The following is an 18,583-nucleotide window of genomic DNA, read 5'->3' as shown; positions in this document are numbered from 1 at the left end:
GGCAGCGTTCGGACGCGCCTGGCACGATGGCAGGGTGACCGCACCACTGACGCCTCCTCAGCAGCCTCATCAGCAGACGCCTCCGCCCGGAGGGCCCTATCAGGACGCCTCCGCGGTCGACGAGGGGCCCGGAGTCGGGACCGAGATCTGGCAGGCCGCGGTGGTCGCCGTGGCGATCGCCGTCACGGGCGTGCTGCTCGGGGTGCTGTGGGCGTGGCTCGCTCCCAAGGTTCCGCTGGTGTCGGACGGCAAGGCCGTCTTTCTGAAGAACACCGAGGGCGAGGAGGCGGTGGGCGCGGACGGCACGTTTCTGCTGCTCGCGCTGGCTTTCGGTGTGGTGAGCGCGGTTGTTGTTTTCCTGGTGCGGCGGCGCGGGGGGATTCCTCTGGTGCTGGGGCTTGCTGTGGGCGGGCTGCTCGGTGCGGTGCTTGCTTGGCGGGTGGGGCTGTTGCTCGGGCCCGACGACGATGTGGTCGCGGCCGCGCTGAAGGCGGGCAAGGGGGTCACGTTTGATGCGCCGCTGAAGCTTGCTGCCAAGGGGGCGCTGTTGGCTTGGCCTGTGGCGGCGATGATTGTGCATCTTGCGTTGACCGCGTTGTTCGGGCCTCGGGATCCTGAGCCGTGGGCGTCTTACGCTGTGGCGGACGCGGGTGCGGGGGCTTTTGACGGGCCGGTGCCTTCGCTGGAGCAGCGGGCTCAGGACGAGCGGCCGCCAGGGGTGTAGGGCGCGGGTCCGGGCGGGAGGGATTCCCCCACCCCGCCCCTTCCCGACTGTGACATTGTGCGGCTCCGCCGCGTGGGGGGCTCCCGCCCCAGACCCCGGGCCCCGTCGCCTGTTCGGGGGCTCCGCCCCCGGTCCTCAATCGCCGGACGGCTTGATCATGCCGGGCGGCGGCCGTGGTTCGACTTGTTCTTCTTTACCCGCCACTTTCGCATGCGCGTTTTTTTCGACATGTGTCCGTCGTAATCGAGGACAACCGTCCCGTCGAGCCCCTACGCACGCCCGATCGGCGCCAGTACCGCAGCCGTCAGCGTTGCCAGGTCCTCCGGGGACAGCTCCACCTCCAGGCCGCGGCGGCCCGCCGAGATGCAGATCGTGGTGTGCGCCGAGGCCGAGGCGTCCAGGACCGTGCGGAGCTTCTTGCGCTGGCCCAGGGGGGAGATGCCGCCCAGGACGTAGCCCGTGGAGCGTTCCGCCGTTGCCGGGTCCGCCATCGTCGCCCGTTTGCCGCCGACCGCCGTCGCCAGGGCCTTGAGGTCCAGGGAGCCCGACACCGGGACCACCGCCACCGTCAGGTCGCCGTCCACGTCCGCCAGGAGTGTCTTGAACACCCGGTCCGGCGTCACGCCCAGTGCCTCGGCGGCCTCCTCGCCGTAGGAGGGGGCCGCGGGGTCGTGTTCGTACGCGTGCAGGGTGTACGGCGTGCCCGCTGCCGTGAGGGCGACTGTGGCGGGCGTGCCGCCGGACTGCTTCTTCGGCTTCTTTGCCATCCGGGCCGCCTCAGTTGGGGTTCGTCGGGTGCCGCGTCAGCTCCGTCGCGGGCAGCGACGGGAGGTGGCGGATGACCGCCGTTTCCGTGCGCAGGAGCTTCAGTTCCTCGCGGAGACGGGTCGCCGTGTCGGGGGCCTGGAGCAGGCGCTGCTTCGCGGGGACGTCCAGGACTACCGCTGCCGCGACCAGGTACGAGACGACCGATGGCTCGTCCGGGAGGTCCGCTCCTGTGGTGAGGGAGCGTTCGCGTGCTCCCGCCAGCCGCTTCTGGTAGTTGCGGAAGGCTCGCAGGACGCCCTCCGCGAGTGTGCCCGCCTCGTCGCCCGCGTCCTCCTCCAGCTCCTCCAGTTCGGCCGTCAGGAACGGTCCTGTGGAGTCCACCGAGAGGATCCTGACCCGGGTCGTGCCCGTCGCCAGGACCTCGAAGCTGCCGTCGTCGCGCTCCCTGATCGTCGCCGCGTCCGCGATGCAGCCCACCCGGTGGAAGGCCTGCGCGGGGTCGGCGCCGAAGCCGGCCGTGGGGCCCAGTTCGAGGCGGTTGGTCTGGTCCGGCATCCCGGGGGCCGTCGGGGCGACCTCGCGGCCGTCCCTGATGGCCACCACGGCGAAGCGGCGCGGCTCGTCCTCGTCGGTCTTGAGCAACTCGCGCATCATGGCGCGATAACGCTCCTCGAAGATGTTCAGGGGCAGCACGAGGCCCGGGAACAGCACCGAGTTGAGCGGGAAGAGGGGGAGACGAACGGTGGTCACAACGCTCAAGCGTAATGGCCGCCGGAGCGGCGGCGTCCGGCCGCCTGGCCAAGCGGTGTGGACGCGGCCGTTCCGATGCACACGGCGTCGCGCAGTTCGATGAAGCGGCCCAGCGGATCGTCGCCCAGCTGGGCCCACGGGAAGGACGTCGCGTAGGGGCCGATCAGCCGGAACTGTTCGAGTGCGTCGGCCCAGCGCTCCCGTCTGATCAGCACGTACGCGAGGAGATTGCGGACCTCCGCCGGCCAGGCGTCGCCGACCTCGTACCCGGCGGAGAGCGCGATCGCGAGGTCGGCGGCCGCGTCGATCCGCTCCGTCGCGACGGCCAGACGGCCTCCGTTGAGGAGGTACGCGTACGCCGCGCGGACCGGGAGGGCCTGGATCAGCGAGCCGGGCAGGGAGTCCTCTGCGGCCTGTTCGGCGAAGTCGAAGCACTCGCTGTGCGAGCCGTACCACTGGGCGGAGAGGTACTGGAGGGCGGCCACATGACAGCCGTAGTGGTGCGAGGAGCGCCGTATGGCCTGTTCCCACAGCGTCTCGAACTCGGAGTGCGAGGCGTGGGTGCCGCGGGCGTGGTCGAGCGCCACGCGCCACGGCACGGGGTCGCGCGGATCGGCGTCCGCGGCGGCCCCGATCAGCGGGCCGATCTCGCGCAGCCGCTCGGCGCGCGCGGGCGACTCCCAGGCCCTGCGCACCGCGAGCTCGGCCTTGACCAGCAGCGCGTCGGGGTCCTCGGGGGAGGCGCCCAGCCAGTCGGCGAGCCACTCGTGGCGGCTGTGCGCGAAGGCGGCGAGGCGCATGACGTAGCGGTCGCGGTTCTCCCACTCGGCGGCGTCACGGGTGGTGGCCAGGAGCTTGGCGGCCGGTTCGTACTCGCCCAGGGCGGCGGCGACGAGCGCGGGGGCGAGCCGCTCGTCGGGGGCGTCGAGCAGCAGCTCGTCGGCGGCGGGCAGGCCGGGCGCGAGCGGTGGCGTCTGCCGCAGCAGGCGCTTGGTGCTGATCAGGGCTCGTACGAAAGACATGGTGCGATCCATTGAAAACCGCAGGTGGGAGCGGCGCCAGTGGGCCACTGTGAAGCTTTGGCAGAGGCCGTGATGGTTGTACGCGGGCGGGTCAAGGCCCGGTAAAGATGCGGCCGTGTGCGGTGACCGTCAGCCCCGGCGCAGCAGTCGTGACGCACCCGTCGCCACCGTCGTCGCCAGGATCCAGCCCAGCAGGATCAGCGCTGCCGCCGCCCACTGCCAGCCGCCGGAGAGCTTCCAGTAGCCGTCCTGGCCGAGATTGATCACCGGGACCAGGAGGTCCAGGGCGTAGAGCGCCGCGTTCCACTGCGGGTGCTGGTCCGGCTGGATCGGGGCCGGGTCGTACCGGGAGAAGGCCAGGGCGCCCGCCGCCCACAGGACCGCCATCCACAGGGCGGCGCGGCCCGGGCGGTAGCCGTACGCGACCGTCCAGTCCTGCAGATAGCCCCAGAGCTTCGCGGCGAGCGGCAGCGTCTCGCGCCGTCTGCGCTGCTTGGCCAGGAGCACCTCGCGGGCGTCGGCGTCCTCGCCACTGGCGCGCAGGACCGCGGCGAGGCGCTCGTACGGTTCCGGGGCGTACTCAGGGGTCGCCGCCAGCACCCACTCCAGGCGCCGCGTCAGCGGGAAGTGCCCGACCGGGATGAGGTTCTCGTACGCGAAACCGCCCATCGCCAGGCCCCCGGGATCGGGCCAACTCGTCGACATGTCGACCAGGTTGACGACCCGGGCGCCCGAGAGCACCACCTTCCCCCGCTCGGGCCGCTCGCCGAGGAAGCGCAGTTCGGGCGTCTGGATCCGGCGCAGCGACAGCTCCTGGTCGTCGCGCAGCACGAACCGCGCCGACTCGAAGTCGACCGCGTCCCCGAACCGCCCGTCGTCGAGCCGCATCTCGCCCTCGCACACCAGGGGCTGGATGCGGGTGCCGCGTGCCGGGGTCTGGCTCATTCCGTACGGGGGAGTGCCGGTGCCGAAGACCGCGGACGCCGTCAGATAGAAGGTCCGCTCGACGGTCAGCTGCGGCGCGTTCAGCGCGCGGCGCCCGCCCGGGTTGAGCAGCCGGCTGCCGTTCAGGCTCAGCGAGACCCCGACCTTCGCCGCCCGCAGACTGATCTCGCCGTGCGACTCGATCTGCTCGGCCTGCAGGTCCTGGGTGACGAACAGCCCGTCGGCGGCGATCGAGCGCCCCTTGCGGTCGGGTCCCACCACCAGCTGGCTGATCAGCAGATCGGTGCCGATGTGCGCGTCCGTGAGCCGGATCCCGCCCGGCACCCGGCAGCGCGGCAGATGCAGATCGCCCTCCGTGTGCAGCCGGGCGGCCTCCAGGCGCGGGATCGCGCAGGCGACCATGCGGACGGTCGCGAAGCGGCACTCGGGCAGCAGCACCTCGTTCTCGAAGCGGCAGTTGTTCAGCTCCACGTACGGCTCGACCGTCCCGCCGGAGAGGTCCAGCGTCCCGCTGATCTGCACCCCGTCGAGCTTCAGCGCCGCCACCCGCCCCGCCAGCGCGGGCGGCCCGCTGAGCAGCAGCAGCGCCACGACCCGGGCACGAACCGTGCGCTCGGGGCCCCAGGGGCGGGCGGAGAACGGGTCGTCCAGGACCGGGTTGCGGGTGCGCAGGTCGTACGTGCTCCCGTTGCGGAACGCCTGCCACATCCCCAGCTCGCACCCGGTCAGCCAGTCCGGCGCATCCCCGTCGTCCTGCGCCTCCGTCACTGCCGCCCCTCCCTGCCCATGAGTGATGGGGCGAACGCTAGTGGTCACCAGGGGAGGTCGCGGTGTGTATCAGCCATTGATACGGGCGACGGGCGCCGGAGGCCGTCTGAGAGAATTGTTTCCGTGATCTCCCGAATCGATCTGCGCGGCGACGCCCTCCCCGAGGGTGGCGCCCTGCGCGACCTGCTGCCCCGTGCCGACTTCGACGTGACCGCCGCCCTGGAGAAGGTGCGGCCCATCTGCGAGGACGTGCATCATCGTGGCGACGCGGCGCTGATCGACTTCGCGGCGAAATTCGACGGTGTACGGCTGGAGCAGGTGCGGGTCCCCGCCGCCGCTCTGACCGCCGCCCTCGAGCAGCTCGACCCTGCCGTCAGGGCCGCTCTGGAGGAGTCGATCCGCCGCGCCCGCATCGTGCACCGCGAGCAGCGCCGTACCACCAAGGTCACCCAGGTCGTCCCCGGCGGCACGGTCGCCGAGAAGTGGGTGCCGGTCGACCGCGTCGGGATCTACGCACCCGGCGGCCGCTCCGTCTACCCCTCCTCTGTGATCATGGGCGTCGTCCCGGCACAGGAGGCGGGTGTCGAGTCGATCGCCCTCGCGTCGCCCGCCCAGGCCGAGTTCGACGGCCTTCCGCACCCCACGATCCTGGCCGCCTGCGTGCTGCTGGGCATCGACGAGGTGTACGCGGCCGGAGGCGCCACCGCCGTCGCGATGTTCGCGTACGGCACCGAGTCCTGCCTCCCCGCCAACCTGGTCGTGGGCCCCGGCAACATCTGGGTCGCCGCCGCCAAGCGCTACTTCACCGGCATCATCGGCATCGACGCCGAAGCGGGCCCCACCGAGATCGCCGTCCTCGCCGACGAGACCGCCGACCCGGTCCACGTCGCCGCCGACCTGATCAGCCAGGCCGAGCACGACCCGCTCGCCGCAGCCGTCCTGGTCACCGACTCCGCGGAGCTCGCGGCCGCGGTCGAGAAGGAGCTGGAGCCGCAGGTCGCGGCCGCCAAGCACCGCGAGGAGCGGATCACCCCCGCCCTGAACGGCCGGCAGTCCGCGATCGTCCTCGTCGAGAACATCGAGGACGGCCTCGCGGTCGTCAACGCGTACGGCGCCGAGCACCTGGAGATCCAGACCCGCGACGCCGCCGCGGTGGCGGAGAAGGTCCGCAACGCAGGGGCGGTCTTCGTCGGCCCCTGGTCCCCGGTCTCCCTCGGCGACTACTGCGCCGGCTCCAACCACGTCCTGCCCACCGGCGGCTGCGCCTGCCACTCCTCGGGCCTCTCCGTCCAGTCCTTCCTGCGCGGCATCCACATCGTCGACTACACGCGCGACGCCCTCGCCGAGGTCACCCACCACGTGGTGACGCTCGCCGAGGCCGAGGACCTGCCCGCACACGGCGCCGCCCTCAAGGCGCGCTTCGACTGGAAGGTCCCCTCGTGACCGGCATTGACGATCTTCCCGTACGGGACGAACTGCGCGGCAAGTCCCCTTACGGCGCACCCCAGTTGGACGTCCCCGTCCGCCTCAACACCAACGAGAACCCGTACCCGCTCCCCGACGCCCTCGTCGAGCGCATCGCCGAGCGCGTGAAGGAAGCGGCCCGCGACCTCAACCGCTACCCCGACCGGGACGCGGTCGAGCTCCGTACGGAACTCGCGAAGTACCTCAGCCGCACCGCCGGCCACGAGGTCTCCACGGCCAACGTCTGGGCGGCCAACGGCTCCAACGAGGTCCTCCAGCAGCTGCTGCAGACCTTCGGCGGGCCCGGCCGCACCGCCATCGGCTTCGAGCCCTCGTACTCGATGCACGCGCTCATCTCCCGTGGCACCGGGACCGGTTGGATCTCCGGACCGCGCAACGAGGACTTCACCATCGACGTCGACGCGGCCTGTGCGGCCATCGCCGCCGAGAAGCCCGACGTCGTCTTCATCACCTCGCCCAACAACCCCACGGGCACCGCGGTCGGCGCCGAGACGGTCCTCGCGCTGTACGAGGCCGCGCAGGCGGCGAAGCCCTCGATGGTCGTGGTCGACGAGGCGTACGGCGAGTTCAGCCACGCCCCATCGCTGCTCCCGCTGATCGAGGGCCGCCCCCACCTGGTCCTCTCGCGCACCATGTCCAAAGCCTTCGGCGCCGCGGGCCTGCGCCTGGGCTATCTGGCCGCCGACCCGGCCGTCGTGGACGCCGTACAGCTGGTGCGCCTGCCGTACCACCTGTCCTCCGTCACCCAGGCGACCGCCCTCGCGGCCCTGGAGCACACCGACACGCTCCTCGGCTACGTCGAGCAGCTCAAGGCCGAGCGCGACCGCCTCGTCGGCGAGCTGCGCACCATCGGATACGACGTCACCGCATCCGACGCCAACTTCATCCAGTTCGGCCGCTTCGAGGACGCCCACGCCGCCTGGCAGGCGATCCTCGACCACGGCGTGCTGATCCGCGACAACGGAGTGCCCGGATGGCTCCGCGTCTCGGTCGGCACCCCGGCCGAGAACGACGCGTTCCTCGAAGCGGTACGCGCGCTCTTCAAAGAAATCAGCGCCAAGGAGATCACCGCATGAGCCGTATCGGACGCGTCGAGCGCACGACCAAGGAGACCTCGGTCGTCGTCGAGATCAACCTCGACGGCACCGGCAAGGTCGACGTGTCGACCGGCGTCGGCTTCTACGACCACATGCTCGACCAGCTCGGCCGCCACGGCCTCTTCGACCTCACGGTCAAGACCGAGGGCGACCTGCACATCGACTCGCACCACACCATCGAGGACACCGCCCTCGCGCTCGGCGCCGCCTTCAAGCAGGCGCTCGGCGACAAGGTCGGCATCTACCGCTTCGGCAACTGCACGGTCCCCCTCGACGAGTCGCTCGCCCAGGTCACCGTGGACCTCTCCGGCCGCCCGTACCTTGTGCACACCGAGCCCGAGAAGATGGCGCCGATGATCGGCGAGTACGACACGACGATGACCCGGCACATCCTGGAGTCCTTCGTCGCCCAGGCGCAGATCGCCCTGCACGTCCACGTGCCGTACGGGCGCAATGCCCACCACATCGTCGAGTGCCAGTTCAAGGCCCTTGCCCGCGCGCTGCGTTACGCGTCCGAACACGACCCGCGTGCCGCGGGCATCCTTCCTTCGACCAAGGGCGCGCTGTAAGCATGACTGGCCTCAACACCATCCTGATCGTCCTCGGCCTCTTCCTCGCCGGCGGCGTCTACTCCTTCGCCAAGCAGAAGATGCCCGCCAGCCTCATCGTGCTGCTCTCCATCGGCTCGGTGATGTGTCTGCTCGCCGGCATCCTGCGCATTCAGGGGCTGTGGTCATGAGCACTCCCAAGAAGGTCGTGGTCTTCGACTACGGCTTCGGCAACGTCCGTTCCGCCGAGCGCGCCCTCGCGCACGTCGGCGCGGACGTCGAGATCACCCGCGACTACGACAGGGCCATGGCGGCGGACGGCCTCCTCGTCCCCGGCGTCGGCGCCTTCTCCGCCTGTATGCAGGGACTGAAGGACGCGCGCGGCGACTGGATCGTCGGCCGCCGTCTCGCCGGCGGCCGCCCCGTGATGGGCATCTGCGTCGGGATGCAGATCCTCTTCGAGCGGGGCATCGAGCACGGCGTGGAGACCGAAGGCCTCGACGAGTGGCCCGGCACGGTCGGCCCGCTCAAGGCCGACGTCGTACCGCACATGGGCTGGAACACTGTCGAAGCCCCGGTCGATACCCAGCTGTTCGCGGGCCTGGACGCCGACGCGCGCTACTACTTCGTGCACTCCTACGCGGCCCACGACTGGTCCCTGGAAGTCACCAATCCGGCCATCAGGGCCCCGCGCGTCACCTGGTCCACGCACGGCGAGCGCTTCGTCTCGGCCGTCGAGAACGGCGCCCTGTGGGCCACCCAGTTCCACCCCGAGAAGTCCGGCGACGCCGGCGCCCAGCTGCTGACCAACTGGATCGGAACCCTCTGATGCCTACGCCTACGTCGAAGAAGCTCGAACTCCTCCCCGCCGTGGATGTCCGCGACGGCCAGGCGGTCCGCCTCGTCCACGGCGAGTCGGGTTCCGAGACCAACTACGGCTCCCCGCTCGAAGCCGCCCTCACCTGGCAGCGCGCCGGCGCCGAATGGCTGCACCTGGTCGACCTCGACGCCGCGTTCGGCACCGGCGACAACCGGGCGCTGATCTCCGAGGTCTCCGCCGCGATGGACATCAAGGTCGAGCTCTCGGGCGGCATCCGCGACGACGCCACGCTCGAAGCGGCCCTCGCCACCGGCTGCACCCGCGTCAACCTCGGCACCGCGGCCCTGGAAACCCCGGAGTGGGTCGCCAAGGTCATCGCCCGGTACGGCGACAAGATCGCCGTCGGCCTGGACGTCAAGGGCACGACGCTGCGAGGCCGCGGCTGGACCCGCGACGGCGGCGACCTCTACGAGACCCTGGCGCGCCTCGACTCCGAGGGCTGCGCCCGCTACGTGGTGACGGACATCGCCAAGGACGGCACGCTCACGGGCCCGAACCTGGAGCTCCTGCGCAACGTCTGCGCCGCCACCGACAAGCCGGTCGTCGCCTCGGGCGGCGTCTCGTCCCTGGACGACCTGCGCGCCATCTCCACCCTCGTCCCCGAGGGCGTCGAGGGCGCGATCGTAGGAAAGGCCCTGTACGCGGAGGCCTTCACCCTGGAAGAGGCCCTGAAGGTGGTGGCGTCATGACCGACTCCGTACGGAAGATCTCCTCGGGCGGCCCCTGGGAGGAGCGCTTCGGCTACTCGCGAGCCGTCGAACTGCCCAACGGCCTTGTCCTGCTGTCGGGTTGCACCGCGGTCGTCAACGGCCGGATCGCCGAAGGCGGCCCGTACGAGCAGGCGATCGCCGCCTTCAACGTGGCGATCGACGCGCTCAAGGAGCTGGGCCTGGACGCGAGCCACGTGGTCCGCACCCGGATGTACATCACGCACGCCCGGGACGTCGACGACGTGGGCCGCGCCCACAAGGAGCTCTTCGACGCGGTCCGCCCGGCCGCATCGATGATCATCGTCTCGGGATTCGTGGACCCCAGCCTGGTGGTAGAGGTCGAGATCGAGGCGTACCGAGGAGCTGAAGCGTCATGAGCCTCGCCATACGCGTCATCCCCTGCCTCGACGTCGACAACGGCCGGGTGGTCAAGGGCGTCAACTTCCAGAACCTGCGCGATGCGGGCGACCCGGTCGAGATGGCCAAGCTGTACGACGCCGAGGGCGCGGACGAGCTGACCTTCCTCGACATCACGGCGTCCTCCGGCAACCGCGAGACGACGTACGACGTGGTCCGCCGCACCGCCGAGCAGGTCTTCATCCCGCTCACGGTCGGAGGCGGCGTCCGTACGACCGAGGACGTCGACAAGCTCCTGCGGGCCGGCGCGGACAAGGTGGGCGTCAACACCGCCGCCATCGCCCGCCCCGACCTGATCCGCGAGATCGCCGAGCGCTTCGGCCGCCAGGTCCTGGTCCTGTCGGTGGACGCCCGCCGTACGGCATCGGGCTCCTTCGAGGTCACCACCCACGGCGGCCGCAAGTCCGCGGGGATCGACGCCGTCGAATGGGCGCACCGGGCGGCCGAGTTGGGGGCCGGGGAGATCCTCCTCAACTCCATGGACGCCGACGGCACCAAGGACGGCTACGACACGGAGATGATCGCGGCGGTGCGCAAGCACGTGACCGTCCCCGTCATCGCCTCCGGCGGAGCGGGCCGCCTGGCCGACTTCCCCCCGGCGATCGAGGCGGGCGCGGACGCGGTCCTCGCGGCCTCGGTCTTCCACTTCGGCGACCTGCGCATCGCCCAGGTGAAGGACACACTGCGAGAAGCGGGCCACCCCGTCCGCTAATTCGCTTGCGTATGCGCGAACGAGTCCATACGGTCCCCCTGCCGATCAACTGTGAGCAGGGGGACGTGTGGACACCGCGGCGGAGAAGGACACGACCACCACCGGGGTGATACGGCCGCGGCCCGCGTACCGCGACCGCAATGTGCTGAGGTGGCTCGTCGCCTACAGTGCCTCGCTCCTCGGCGACGGGATGTACTTCGTCGCCCTCGCCTGGGCCGCCAACGCCGTTGCCACGCCCGCCCAGGTCGGCATCGTCATGGCGATGGGCTCGATCCCCCGGGCGGTGCTGATGCTCGGCGGGGGAGTGATCGCCGACCGCTTCGGGCCGCGGGCCGTCGTCCTGGGCTCCGACGCCCTGCGGTGTGTGGTGATTCTGGGTGTCGCCGCCGCGCTCGTCTTCTCCTCGCCCGGGCTGTGGGTGCTCATCGCGGTGGCGCTGGTCTTCGGGGTCGTCGACGCGCTGTTCCTGCCGGCCGTCGGCGCGCTGCCGCCGCGCATCACCGAGCCCGCCGAAGTCGTACGCCTGCAGAGCATGGTGATGCTGGCAGGCCGCCTCTCGCGCACCACTGCCCCGCCGCTCGCCGGTCTGGCCATGGGACTTGGCGGACCGGCCACCGCATTCGCCGTCGCGGGCGTGCTGTTCTGCTCCTCGCTGGCGCTGCTGTGGGTCGTACGGATCGGGTCGCTTCCCGCCGACGACACGATCAAGGACGTCGAACCCACCACGCCCTGGCGCGACTTGGTCGAGGGCCTGACCTACATCCGCCGCCACAAGGTGATCGGCCCGCTCGTGCTCTCCGGCGCCATGAGCCAGTTCGGGATCATCGCCCCGCTAACCGTCGGCCTGGTGCTGCTCTGCGACGAACGCGGGTGGGGTGCGAGCGGGATGGGCTGGATCTCCGGGGTGTTCGGCGTCGGTACGACAACGATGGCGCTGCTCCTGACCGTGCGCGGGCGCCTCCCGCGCGCCGGCATGGTCCAGAACGTCTCCCTGGTCGTCGCCTCCGCCGGCATCGCCGTGATCGGCCTCATTCCCTCCCTGCCCGGTGCCGTGGCCGTAGCCCTGGTGTCCGGGCTGGCCAGCGGGGTCTGCGGCGGTCTTGCGGTGAGCCTGATCCAGACGGCCACCGACACGGCGTACCTGGGCCGGGTCAGCTCGGTCATGGCCCTGACGGGCGTGGGCATCGCCCCGCTCGCGTACCCCCTCTTCGGCGTGCTGACCGAGGTCACCGGCACGGGCCCGCTCTACATCGCGGGCGGCGCGCTGAGCGCGCTGGGCGCGACGGTGGGGCTTGCGTCCCGGGCTGTGCGGGGTGCGGAGCTGCCCGAGGTGCGGGCCTAGGAACCCCAGATTGCGAAAGATTGGTTGCGCAATTTTTATTGCGCAACTTTTCTTTCGTATCTACGGTGGGTGGCATGACGAAGCGAGAGACCCACCGGGTCAAGGACCTGGACACCCTCAAAGCGCTCGGACACCCGTTGCGCATGAAGCTCTACCGCGCGCTGTACGTGGCCCGTGCCGCCACCGCGTCCCACCTCGCCGAGAGCGTCGACGAGGCGGTCTCGCTCGTCAGTTATCACCTGCGCAAGCTCCACGAGCTCGGCCTGGTCGAGGAGGCCGAGCCGCAGGGCACGGACGGCCGGGAGCGGTGGTGGCAGCTCACCTCGGACGGGATCAGCATCCGGCACGAGGACGTACGGGATGCCCCGGAGCTGCTCGCCGCGCAGGGCTCGCTCATCCGGACGTTCTTCGCGCAGCGCTCGGACCTGTACCTCCGCCACCTCGACGAGGCGGAGACGTGGGGTGCCGAGTGGCGGTCCGCCTCCATGGACTCCGAGTGGCTGCCGCGACTCACTGCGGCCGAACTCAGTGCACTGCAAGGGGAGTTGGGGGACGTGGTCAAGAAGTACCAGGACAAGGGCCGCGCCGCCGACGAGGCGGGCGACACCGAGGGCCGCGAGCAGGTCGCGATCCACGCCTACGCTTTTCCCTTCCGCCCATGACCGCCACCGACGCCGCTGTCATAGCCGCGGCAGCTCCCGAACGCCCCGCCCACCGCGACGGCAATGTCCTGCGCTGGCTCGGCGCCTTCACCGCATCGACCGTCGGTGACAACATCTGCTTCCTGGCTCTCTCCTGGGCCGCCGTCCGCTCCGGCAGCCCCACTCAGGCCGGCCTTGTGCTCGCTGTCGGAGCCGTGCCGCGCGCCTTGCTGATGCTCGGCGGGGGCGTGGTCGCCGACCGGTTCGGCCCGTGGAAGGTGGTGATCGGCAGCGACGCGGCGCGCGCGGCGGTAATTCTGGGCATGGCCCTGACGCTGGTCTTCACTAGCCCCACGCTCTGGCTCCTCGTCGCCGTCGCGCTGGTCTTCGGGGTGGTGGATGCCCTCTTCATGCCCGCCGTGGGCGCCCTGCCGCCCCGGATTGTGGGGCCGGGACAGCTGGCACGTCTGCAGGGGCTGCGCGGGATCGCATACCGGGTCGGTGGCATCTCCGGGGCCTCCCTGGGCGGAGTCGCGGTGGCGCTCGGTGGGTCAGCGGCCGCCTTCGCCGCCGCCGGGCTCCTTTTCGCGTTGTCCCTGCCACTGCTGCTCGGCCTGAAGGTCGCGCAGCTGCCCGCCGGTGAAGTGACCGGGGAGAACGACTCCGCCTGGCGTCAACTGGCCGACGGCATACGGTACATACGCCACCACCGGGTCCTCGCCCCGCTGATGCTCCTCATCGCCGTCGGCGAGATCGGCTTCGCCGGACCGGCCAACATCGGCCTCACCCTGCTGGCCAAGGAGCGAGGTTGGGGCGCGTCCGGCATGGGCTGGATTGTCGCGGCGTTCGGCCTCGGTGCGGGCGGCGCGGCGCTGTTCCTGGCGGTGCGGGGCCGGGTTCCGTACGCCGGTCTCGTCCAGTCGTACGCACTGATCGGCGGAGCGGCGGCGATTGCGGGCCTCGCGTACGCTTCGTCGGTCGCCCTCGCTGCCCTCGCGGGTTTCGCCATCGGGGCCCTGGCCGGATTCGCCGGTTCGATCTGCTCGGCGCTCACCCAGACTCAGACCGACCCCGGCTACATGGGCCGCGTCAGCTCGGTCAGCAACCTTCTGGCGATGGGTATCGCCCCGCTCTGCTACCCGCTGACGGGCGCGGCGATCGGCGTGTGGGGCACCACACCGGTCTTCGTCACCAGCGCCGCGGTGTGCGCGGCGGGCGCGTTGCTCGGGCTCGCGTCCAGGGAACTCCGGCACGCGGAACTCCCGCGCTGAACCGGCGAGTTCGCCCAGCCGAGACCGACGGACGGAGTCCGGCGCAGCAGCTCGAAGCCCGAGAGGCCGCCTGCGGCCGAGTGGTGCGAGAGCTGCGTTGAAGATCAGTGGCCGCCCGCGGCCGATCGGTGCGAGAGCTGCGTGGGATCACAGCCCGAGCTTGGCCTCAAGGGCCTTCGCCGAGGCGTCCTTGTCGCCCTCCAGCTCAACCTTCGCCGCGTCCTGCCGCCCGTACACGAACAGCGTCAGCTCGCCCGGCTCGCCGGTCACCGTCACCACCGGGGCGCCCCGGTGCGCGACCGCCGTCTGCCCGTCCGGGCGGCGCAGCACCAGACCCACCGGTGACTTGCGCCCCACCAGTCGCGCCGCCTTCTCCAGCCGCCGCCACAGGGTGTCCGAGAAGACCGGGTCGAGCTCGCGCGGCGTCCAGTCGGGCTGGGCGCGGCGGACGTCCTCGGCGTGGACGTAGAACTCCACCGCGTTCGCGCCCTCGTCGACCTGCTTGAGGGCGTACGGGGAGAACTTCGGAGGCCCGGTGCGGATGAGCTGGATCAGCTCCTCGTACGGCTTCGAGGCGAACTCCGCCTGCACCCTCTCCAGGCGCCCCTTGAGCGCCCCGAGGACGATCCCGCCCGCCGCGTCGAGGCGGCGCTCGCGCACCACCACATGGGCGGCGAGATCGCGGGTCTTCCAGCCGTCGCAGAGGGTCAGGGCGTCCGGTCCGGCCGCTTCCAACAGATCGGCGAGGAGAAGTCGTTCACGCTTCGCATGGGTCGACATGGACGCCAGCGTACGACTGAGGGGGCCGGTCCGCCCAGTGGACGCACGTCCAGGATGCCCGTACGGCGCGGCACAATAGGGGCATGACCAGCACGCCCAGCAGTCTCGACCCCACCGTCGCCGCCCGCCTCAAGCGCACCGCTGACGGCCTCGTTCCCGCCGTTGCCCAGCAGTACGACACCGGTGAGGTGCTGATGCTGGGGTGGATGGACGACGAGGCGCTGCACCGGACGCTGACGACCGGGCGCTGCACGTACTGGTCGCGCAGCCGTCAGGAGTACTGGGTCAAGGGCGACACCTCCGGCCACTTCCAGCACGTGAAGTCGGTCGCGCTGGACTGCGACGGCGACACCCTGCTGGTCAAGGTCGACCAGGTGGGCGCCGCCTGCCACACGGGCGACCGGACCTGCTTCGACGCGGACGTGCTGCTCGGCTAGGGGCGGCCGTAGACGAGCCTGATCTCGTCCAGGTCGTGGAGCACGATCCGGGCCGGGTCACCGGCGTACGCGCGCCCGTTGACGTACGCACGGCCGTCCGTACGCGGCACGCCCCACTCGGTCAGCAGCTGGCCCAGCGTGAAGTCCCGCCGGACCGCCGACTCGACGTGCAGCTTCCCCGTCGTGTCGTGCGTGTGCAGCGGGCTGTAGCGGGGTTTCCTGCCCGAGCGGTCGATGCCGATGTCTGCGGGGACCGTCACCCGGCGGCCGTCGGCGAACACCTCCAGATGCGGGTGGATGTGCATCGTCATCTTCTCGTCGTCGAGCATCGTCAGCCCGGCCGCCCGCACCCGCGTCGGTACGTCGGCAGGTGCGGGCCAGGACGGCGGCGGGCCGGGGACGAGGGTGGTCAGGGCTGCGGCGGAGGCGATCAGGAGCTGGAGCATTCCTCGGTTCTAGCGGGTCCAGGTCCGCTCCTCGGCCTGCAACGCCGAGCGGTCCGCGTACCGTTCTAAGCTCTCCGTCATGGACCTTGAGACCTTCCGCAAGCTCGCCGTCGACCGCCGTGTCATCCCCGTCAGCCGCCGGCTGCTCGCGGACGGCGACACTCCTGTCGGGCTCTACCGCAAGCTCGCCGCCGAGCGTCCGGGGACGTTCCTGCTCGAGTCCGCGGAGAACGGCCGGTCCTGGGCCCGCTACTCGTTCATCGGCGTACGGTCCGCCGCCACCCTCACCTCCCGCGACGGACAGGCGCACTGGCAGGGCACCCCGCCCGTCGGCGTACCGGTCGACGGCGACCCGCTGAAGGCACTGCGCGCCACCGTCGATGCGCTGCACACCCCGCGCGACCTGGCCGGCGGACTGCCGCCCTTCACCGGCGGGATGGTCGGCTATCTCGGGTACGACATCGTGCGCCGCCTGGAGAAGATCGGCCCGGGGGAGCGGGACGACCTGCAGCTGCCCGAGCTGACGATGATGCTCACCTCGGACCTGGCGGTCATGGACCACTGGGAGGGGTCGGTCCTGCTGATCGCCAACGCGATCAACCACAACGACCTGGAGAGCGGAGTCGACGAGGCCTACGCGGACGCCGTCGCCCGCCTCGACGCGATGGAGGCCGATCTGGCGCTCTCCGTGCCGACCGCTCCCGTCGAACTGCCCGCGTCCGAGCTGCCGGAGTACACCGCACTGTGGGGCGGAAAGGCCTACCAGGACGCCGTCGTCGACATCAAGGAGCGGATCCGGGCGGGCGAGGCCTTCCAGGTCGTACCCTCCCAGCGCTTCGAAACCCCTTGCACCGCAAGCGCGTTGGACGTCTACCGGGTGCTGCGGGCCACCAATCCGTCCCCGTACATGTACCTCTTCCGCTTCGACGGTTTCGATGTCGTGGGCTCCAGCCCCGAGGCCCTGGTCAAGGTCGAGGACGGGCGCGCGATGGTCCACCCCATCGCCGGGACCCGGCACCGCGGTGCGACCCCGCAGGAGGACCAGGCGCTGGCGGAGGAGCTGCTCGCCGACCCCAAGGAGCGGGCCGAGCACCTGATGCTGGTGGACCTCGGGCGCAACGACCTCGGGCGGGTCTGCGAGCCCGGGTCCGTCGAGGTCGTCGACTTCATGTCGGTGGAGAAGTACTCGCACGTCATGCACATCGTGTCGACCGTGACGGGCCGGGTCGCCGAGGGCCGTACCGCCTTCGACGTCCTCACCGCCTGCTTCCCGGCCGGCACGCTCTCCGGCGCCCCCAAGCCCCGCGCGATGCAGATCATCGACGAGCTGGAGCCCTCCCGGCGCGGTCTGTACGGCGGCTGCGTCGGCTACCTCGACTTCGCCGGGGACTCCGACACCGCCATCGCGATCCGCACCGCGCTGCTGCGCGGCGGCACCGCATACGTGCAGGCCGGAGCCGGCGTGGTAGCCGACTCCGACCCGGTGGCGGAGGACACGGAGTGCCGCAACAAGGCGGCCGCCGTGCTCCGCGCGGTGCACACCGCGAACAGGATCAGCCGGTGAAGGCCGCCGTTCCGCTCGGCGTGCCGAGGCCCGTCGGGCCGTCGTAGCCGGACTTCGCGGTGCACAGGTAGGTGCCCGAGCAGCTGCCGTTCGACCCGCTCGTCACGTCGTTGAGCGAGCCGGTGTGGGCGTACGGGAACGACGTCGGGTACGAGCCCGAGGACGGCGTCCCCGCCAGTGCGTACACGGCCGCGATGATCGGCGACGAGGCGCTGGTGCCGCCGAAGGTGTAGAAGCCGGCCGTGACGCCGTACGAGTCGTAGACCGCCACGCCCGTCGCCGGGTCGGCGACCGCGGAGACGTCGGAGATCGTGCGCTTCGCGCAGCCGGTGTCGGTCTGCCAGGACTGCTTGGTGTCGTACGCCGAGCAGCCGGAGCCCGTGCCCTCGGTGGAGTTCGTGGACCAGACGGACTCGGTCCAGCCGCGGGCGTTGGACGAGGTGGAGAGCGCGGTGCCGCCCACCGAGGTCACGTACTTGGAGGCCGCCGGGTACTCCGCGCCGTAGCCGGAGTCGCCCGCGCTGACGGTGATCGCGACGCCCGGGTGGTTGAAGTACTTGGTGTCGTAGCCCGAGTCGCTGGAGGACTCGGAGCCGCCGTAGCTGTTGGAGACGTACTTGGCGCCGAGGGTGACCGCCTCGTTGACCGCGGTGCCCAGGTTGGCCATGGACGCGGTCTTCGCCTCGACGAGCAGGATGTGGCAGTTGGGGCAGACGGCGCTGACCATGTCGAGGTCGAGGGATATCTCCTCCGACCAGCCGGCGTCCGAGGCGGGCAGCGAGGTGGTGGAGCCGGTCTGGCTGACCTTCTTGAAGCAGCCGTTGGCCGTGGTGCAGGCCGAAAGTCCGTACTGCGTACGGTACTTGGCGAGGTCCGCCTCGGCGTTCGGGTCGTTGTACGCGTCCACGATCGCGACCGTCGCACTGCCGCCGTTGGAGGCTGCGGCCGACGTCAGCCCGTAGGCGCTCTGCAGGTTGCTGGGTCCGTAGCCCGAGGGGGTCGCCGCCGCGGCGTTGGGCTTCACGGTCTCGGTCCGCGCGGCGTGCACGGTGCCGCTGCTGACCCGAAGTGCCTTGCAGGCCATGACGCTCGCCTGCGTCGGCGTCGCGCAGGCGCGGGCGACGGTGACGCCGCTGTGGGGGGAGGATGCGGTCGCCGCGACGCCCGAGGGGGCGCCGAGAGCGAACAACGCCGTGGCGAAGGCTGCCGCCGCGGCGAGGGTGAGGGGTCTGCGCATCGAGATGCCTCCGAGAGGTCGGTGAACCGAAGAAGGGTG

The 18,583-nt window shown here is 71.0% G+C and carries 21 protein-coding genes; 14 read left to right on the top strand and 7 right to left on the bottom strand.

What is annotated here, in order from left to right; translation table 11 throughout:
* Positions 1-34 precede the first annotated feature (34 nt).
* Positions 35-724, top strand: coding sequence for a DUF2567 domain-containing protein (locus tag OG707_RS08315; protein ID WP_329115961.1), 690 nt, complete (start codon positions 35-37; stop codon positions 722-724).
* 269 nt (positions 725-993) lie between these two features.
* On the opposite strand, the gene ybaK is transcribed toward OG707_RS08315, so the two are convergent.
* From ybaK to OG707_RS08295, 4 genes are all read right to left on the bottom strand, one after another.
* Positions 994-1,491: a Cys-tRNA(Pro) deacylase gene (gene ybaK / locus OG707_RS08310; RefSeq protein ID WP_329115959.1), complete on the bottom strand. Its 498-nt coding sequence runs from the start codon at positions 1,489-1,491 to the stop codon at positions 994-996.
* A gap of 10 nt (positions 1,492-1,501) precedes the next feature.
* On the bottom strand, positions 1,502-2,242 hold the full coding sequence (locus OG707_RS08305; protein ID WP_329115957.1) for an LON peptidase substrate-binding domain-containing protein: 741 nt from the start codon (positions 2,240-2,242) through the stop codon (positions 1,502-1,504).
* Between the two features lie 5 nt (positions 2,243-2,247).
* Positions 2,248-3,264, bottom strand: a complete 1,017-nt coding sequence (locus tag OG707_RS08300) for a hypothetical protein (protein ID WP_443071285.1) — start codon at positions 3,262-3,264, stop codon at positions 2,248-2,250.
* Between the two features lie 129 nt (positions 3,265-3,393).
* Positions 3,394-4,917, bottom strand: a complete 1,524-nt coding sequence (locus OG707_RS08295; RefSeq protein WP_443071477.1) for an oxidoreductase — start codon at positions 4,915-4,917, stop codon at positions 3,394-3,396.
* Between the two features lie 183 nt (positions 4,918-5,100).
* On the opposite strand from OG707_RS08295, the gene hisD reads away from it, so the two are divergent.
* The 11 genes from hisD (at position 5,101) to OG707_RS08240 (ending at position 14,080) form a co-directional block, all read left to right on the top strand.
* Positions 5,101-6,420 (top strand): histidinol dehydrogenase, encoded by a 1,320-nt coding sequence (gene hisD / locus OG707_RS08290; RefSeq protein ID WP_329115951.1) that lies wholly within the window; start codon positions 5,101-5,103, stop codon positions 6,418-6,420.
* Positions 6,417-7,538 carry a histidinol-phosphate transaminase gene (locus OG707_RS08285; RefSeq protein ID WP_329115949.1) on the top strand — a complete coding sequence of 374 codons (1,122 nt, stop codon included), beginning with the start codon at positions 6,417-6,419 and terminating at the stop codon, positions 7,536-7,538. Before hisD ends, OG707_RS08285 begins: the two co-directional genes overlap by 4 nt.
* Positions 7,535-8,128, top strand: a complete 594-nt coding sequence (gene hisB, locus OG707_RS08280) for an imidazoleglycerol-phosphate dehydratase HisB (RefSeq protein ID WP_329115947.1) — start codon at positions 7,535-7,537, stop codon at positions 8,126-8,128. Before OG707_RS08285 ends, hisB begins: the two co-directional genes overlap by 4 nt.
* 2 nt (positions 8,129-8,130) lie before the next feature.
* Complete coding sequence (locus tag OG707_RS08275; protein ID WP_329115945.1) at positions 8,131-8,298, top strand: hypothetical protein; 168 nt, start codon at positions 8,131-8,133, stop codon at positions 8,296-8,298.
* Positions 8,289-8,936, top strand: a complete 648-nt coding sequence (gene hisH / locus OG707_RS08270; RefSeq protein WP_329115943.1) for an imidazole glycerol phosphate synthase subunit HisH — start codon at positions 8,289-8,291, stop codon at positions 8,934-8,936. The genes OG707_RS08275 and hisH overlap by 10 nt, the downstream gene beginning before the upstream one ends.
* Positions 8,936-9,676: a bifunctional 1-(5-phosphoribosyl)-5-((5-phosphoribosylamino)methylideneamino)imidazole-4-carboxamide isomerase/phosphoribosylanthranilate isomerase PriA gene (priA, locus tag OG707_RS08265; protein ID WP_329115941.1), complete on the top strand. Its 741-nt coding sequence runs from the start codon at positions 8,936-8,938 to the stop codon at positions 9,674-9,676. Before hisH ends, priA begins: the two co-directional genes overlap by 1 nt.
* Positions 9,673-10,074, top strand: coding sequence for a RidA family protein (locus tag OG707_RS08260; RefSeq protein WP_329115939.1), 402 nt, complete (start codon positions 9,673-9,675; stop codon positions 10,072-10,074). Before priA ends, OG707_RS08260 begins: the two co-directional genes overlap by 4 nt.
* On the top strand, positions 10,071-10,826 hold the full coding sequence (hisF, locus tag OG707_RS08255) for an imidazole glycerol phosphate synthase subunit HisF (RefSeq protein WP_329115937.1): 756 nt from the start codon (positions 10,071-10,073) through the stop codon (positions 10,824-10,826). Before OG707_RS08260 ends, hisF begins: the two co-directional genes overlap by 4 nt.
* Before the next feature lie 67 nt (positions 10,827-10,893).
* Positions 10,894-12,168: an MFS transporter gene (locus OG707_RS08250; RefSeq protein WP_329115935.1), complete on the top strand. Its 1,275-nt coding sequence runs from the start codon at positions 10,894-10,896 to the stop codon at positions 12,166-12,168.
* 74 nt (positions 12,169-12,242) lie between these two features.
* Positions 12,243-12,830, top strand: coding sequence for an ArsR/SmtB family transcription factor (locus tag OG707_RS08245; protein WP_329115933.1), 588 nt, complete (start codon positions 12,243-12,245; stop codon positions 12,828-12,830).
* Positions 12,827-14,080 carry an MFS transporter gene (locus OG707_RS08240; RefSeq protein WP_329115930.1) on the top strand — a complete coding sequence of 418 codons (1,254 nt, stop codon included), beginning with the start codon at positions 12,827-12,829 and terminating at the stop codon, positions 14,078-14,080. Before OG707_RS08245 ends, OG707_RS08240 begins: the two co-directional genes overlap by 4 nt.
* A 147-nt stretch (positions 14,081-14,227) precedes the next feature.
* Here OG707_RS08240 and OG707_RS08235 read toward each other — a convergent pair whose 3' ends face one another.
* Positions 14,228-14,860, bottom strand: coding sequence for a TIGR03085 family metal-binding protein (locus OG707_RS08235; protein WP_329115928.1), 633 nt, complete (start codon positions 14,858-14,860; stop codon positions 14,228-14,230).
* Between the two features lie 83 nt (positions 14,861-14,943).
* On the opposite strand from OG707_RS08235, the gene hisI reads away from it, so the two are divergent.
* Positions 14,944-15,297 (top strand): phosphoribosyl-AMP cyclohydrolase, encoded by a 354-nt coding sequence (hisI, locus tag OG707_RS08230; protein ID WP_329115925.1) that lies wholly within the window; start codon positions 14,944-14,946, stop codon positions 15,295-15,297.
* On the opposite strand, the gene OG707_RS08225 is transcribed toward hisI, so the two are convergent.
* Entirely contained in the window at positions 15,294-15,743 is a 450-nt protein-coding gene (locus OG707_RS08225) for a hypothetical protein (protein WP_329115924.1), read from the bottom strand. The genes hisI and OG707_RS08225 overlap by 4 nt on opposite strands.
* A 79-nt stretch (positions 15,744-15,822) precedes the next feature.
* Here OG707_RS08225 and OG707_RS08220 point away from each other — a divergent pair, with 79 nt between their 5' ends.
* Positions 15,823-17,307 (top strand): anthranilate synthase component I, encoded by a 1,485-nt coding sequence (locus OG707_RS08220; protein ID WP_329115922.1) that lies wholly within the window; start codon positions 15,823-15,825, stop codon positions 17,305-17,307.
* Here the strand turns inward: OG707_RS08220 and OG707_RS08215 are convergent.
* Positions 17,297-18,544, bottom strand: coding sequence for a S53 family peptidase (locus OG707_RS08215; RefSeq protein WP_329115920.1), 1,248 nt, complete (start codon positions 18,542-18,544; stop codon positions 17,297-17,299). The genes OG707_RS08220 and OG707_RS08215 overlap by 11 nt on opposite strands.
* Positions 18,545-18,583: the final 39 nt, after the last annotated feature.

It is taken from the genome of Streptomyces sp. NBC_01465, assembly GCF_036227325.1.
Classification (GTDB): domain Bacteria; phylum Actinomycetota; class Actinomycetes; order Streptomycetales; family Streptomycetaceae; genus Streptomyces.
This window is presented reverse-complemented; position numbering and strand designations above follow the sequence as displayed.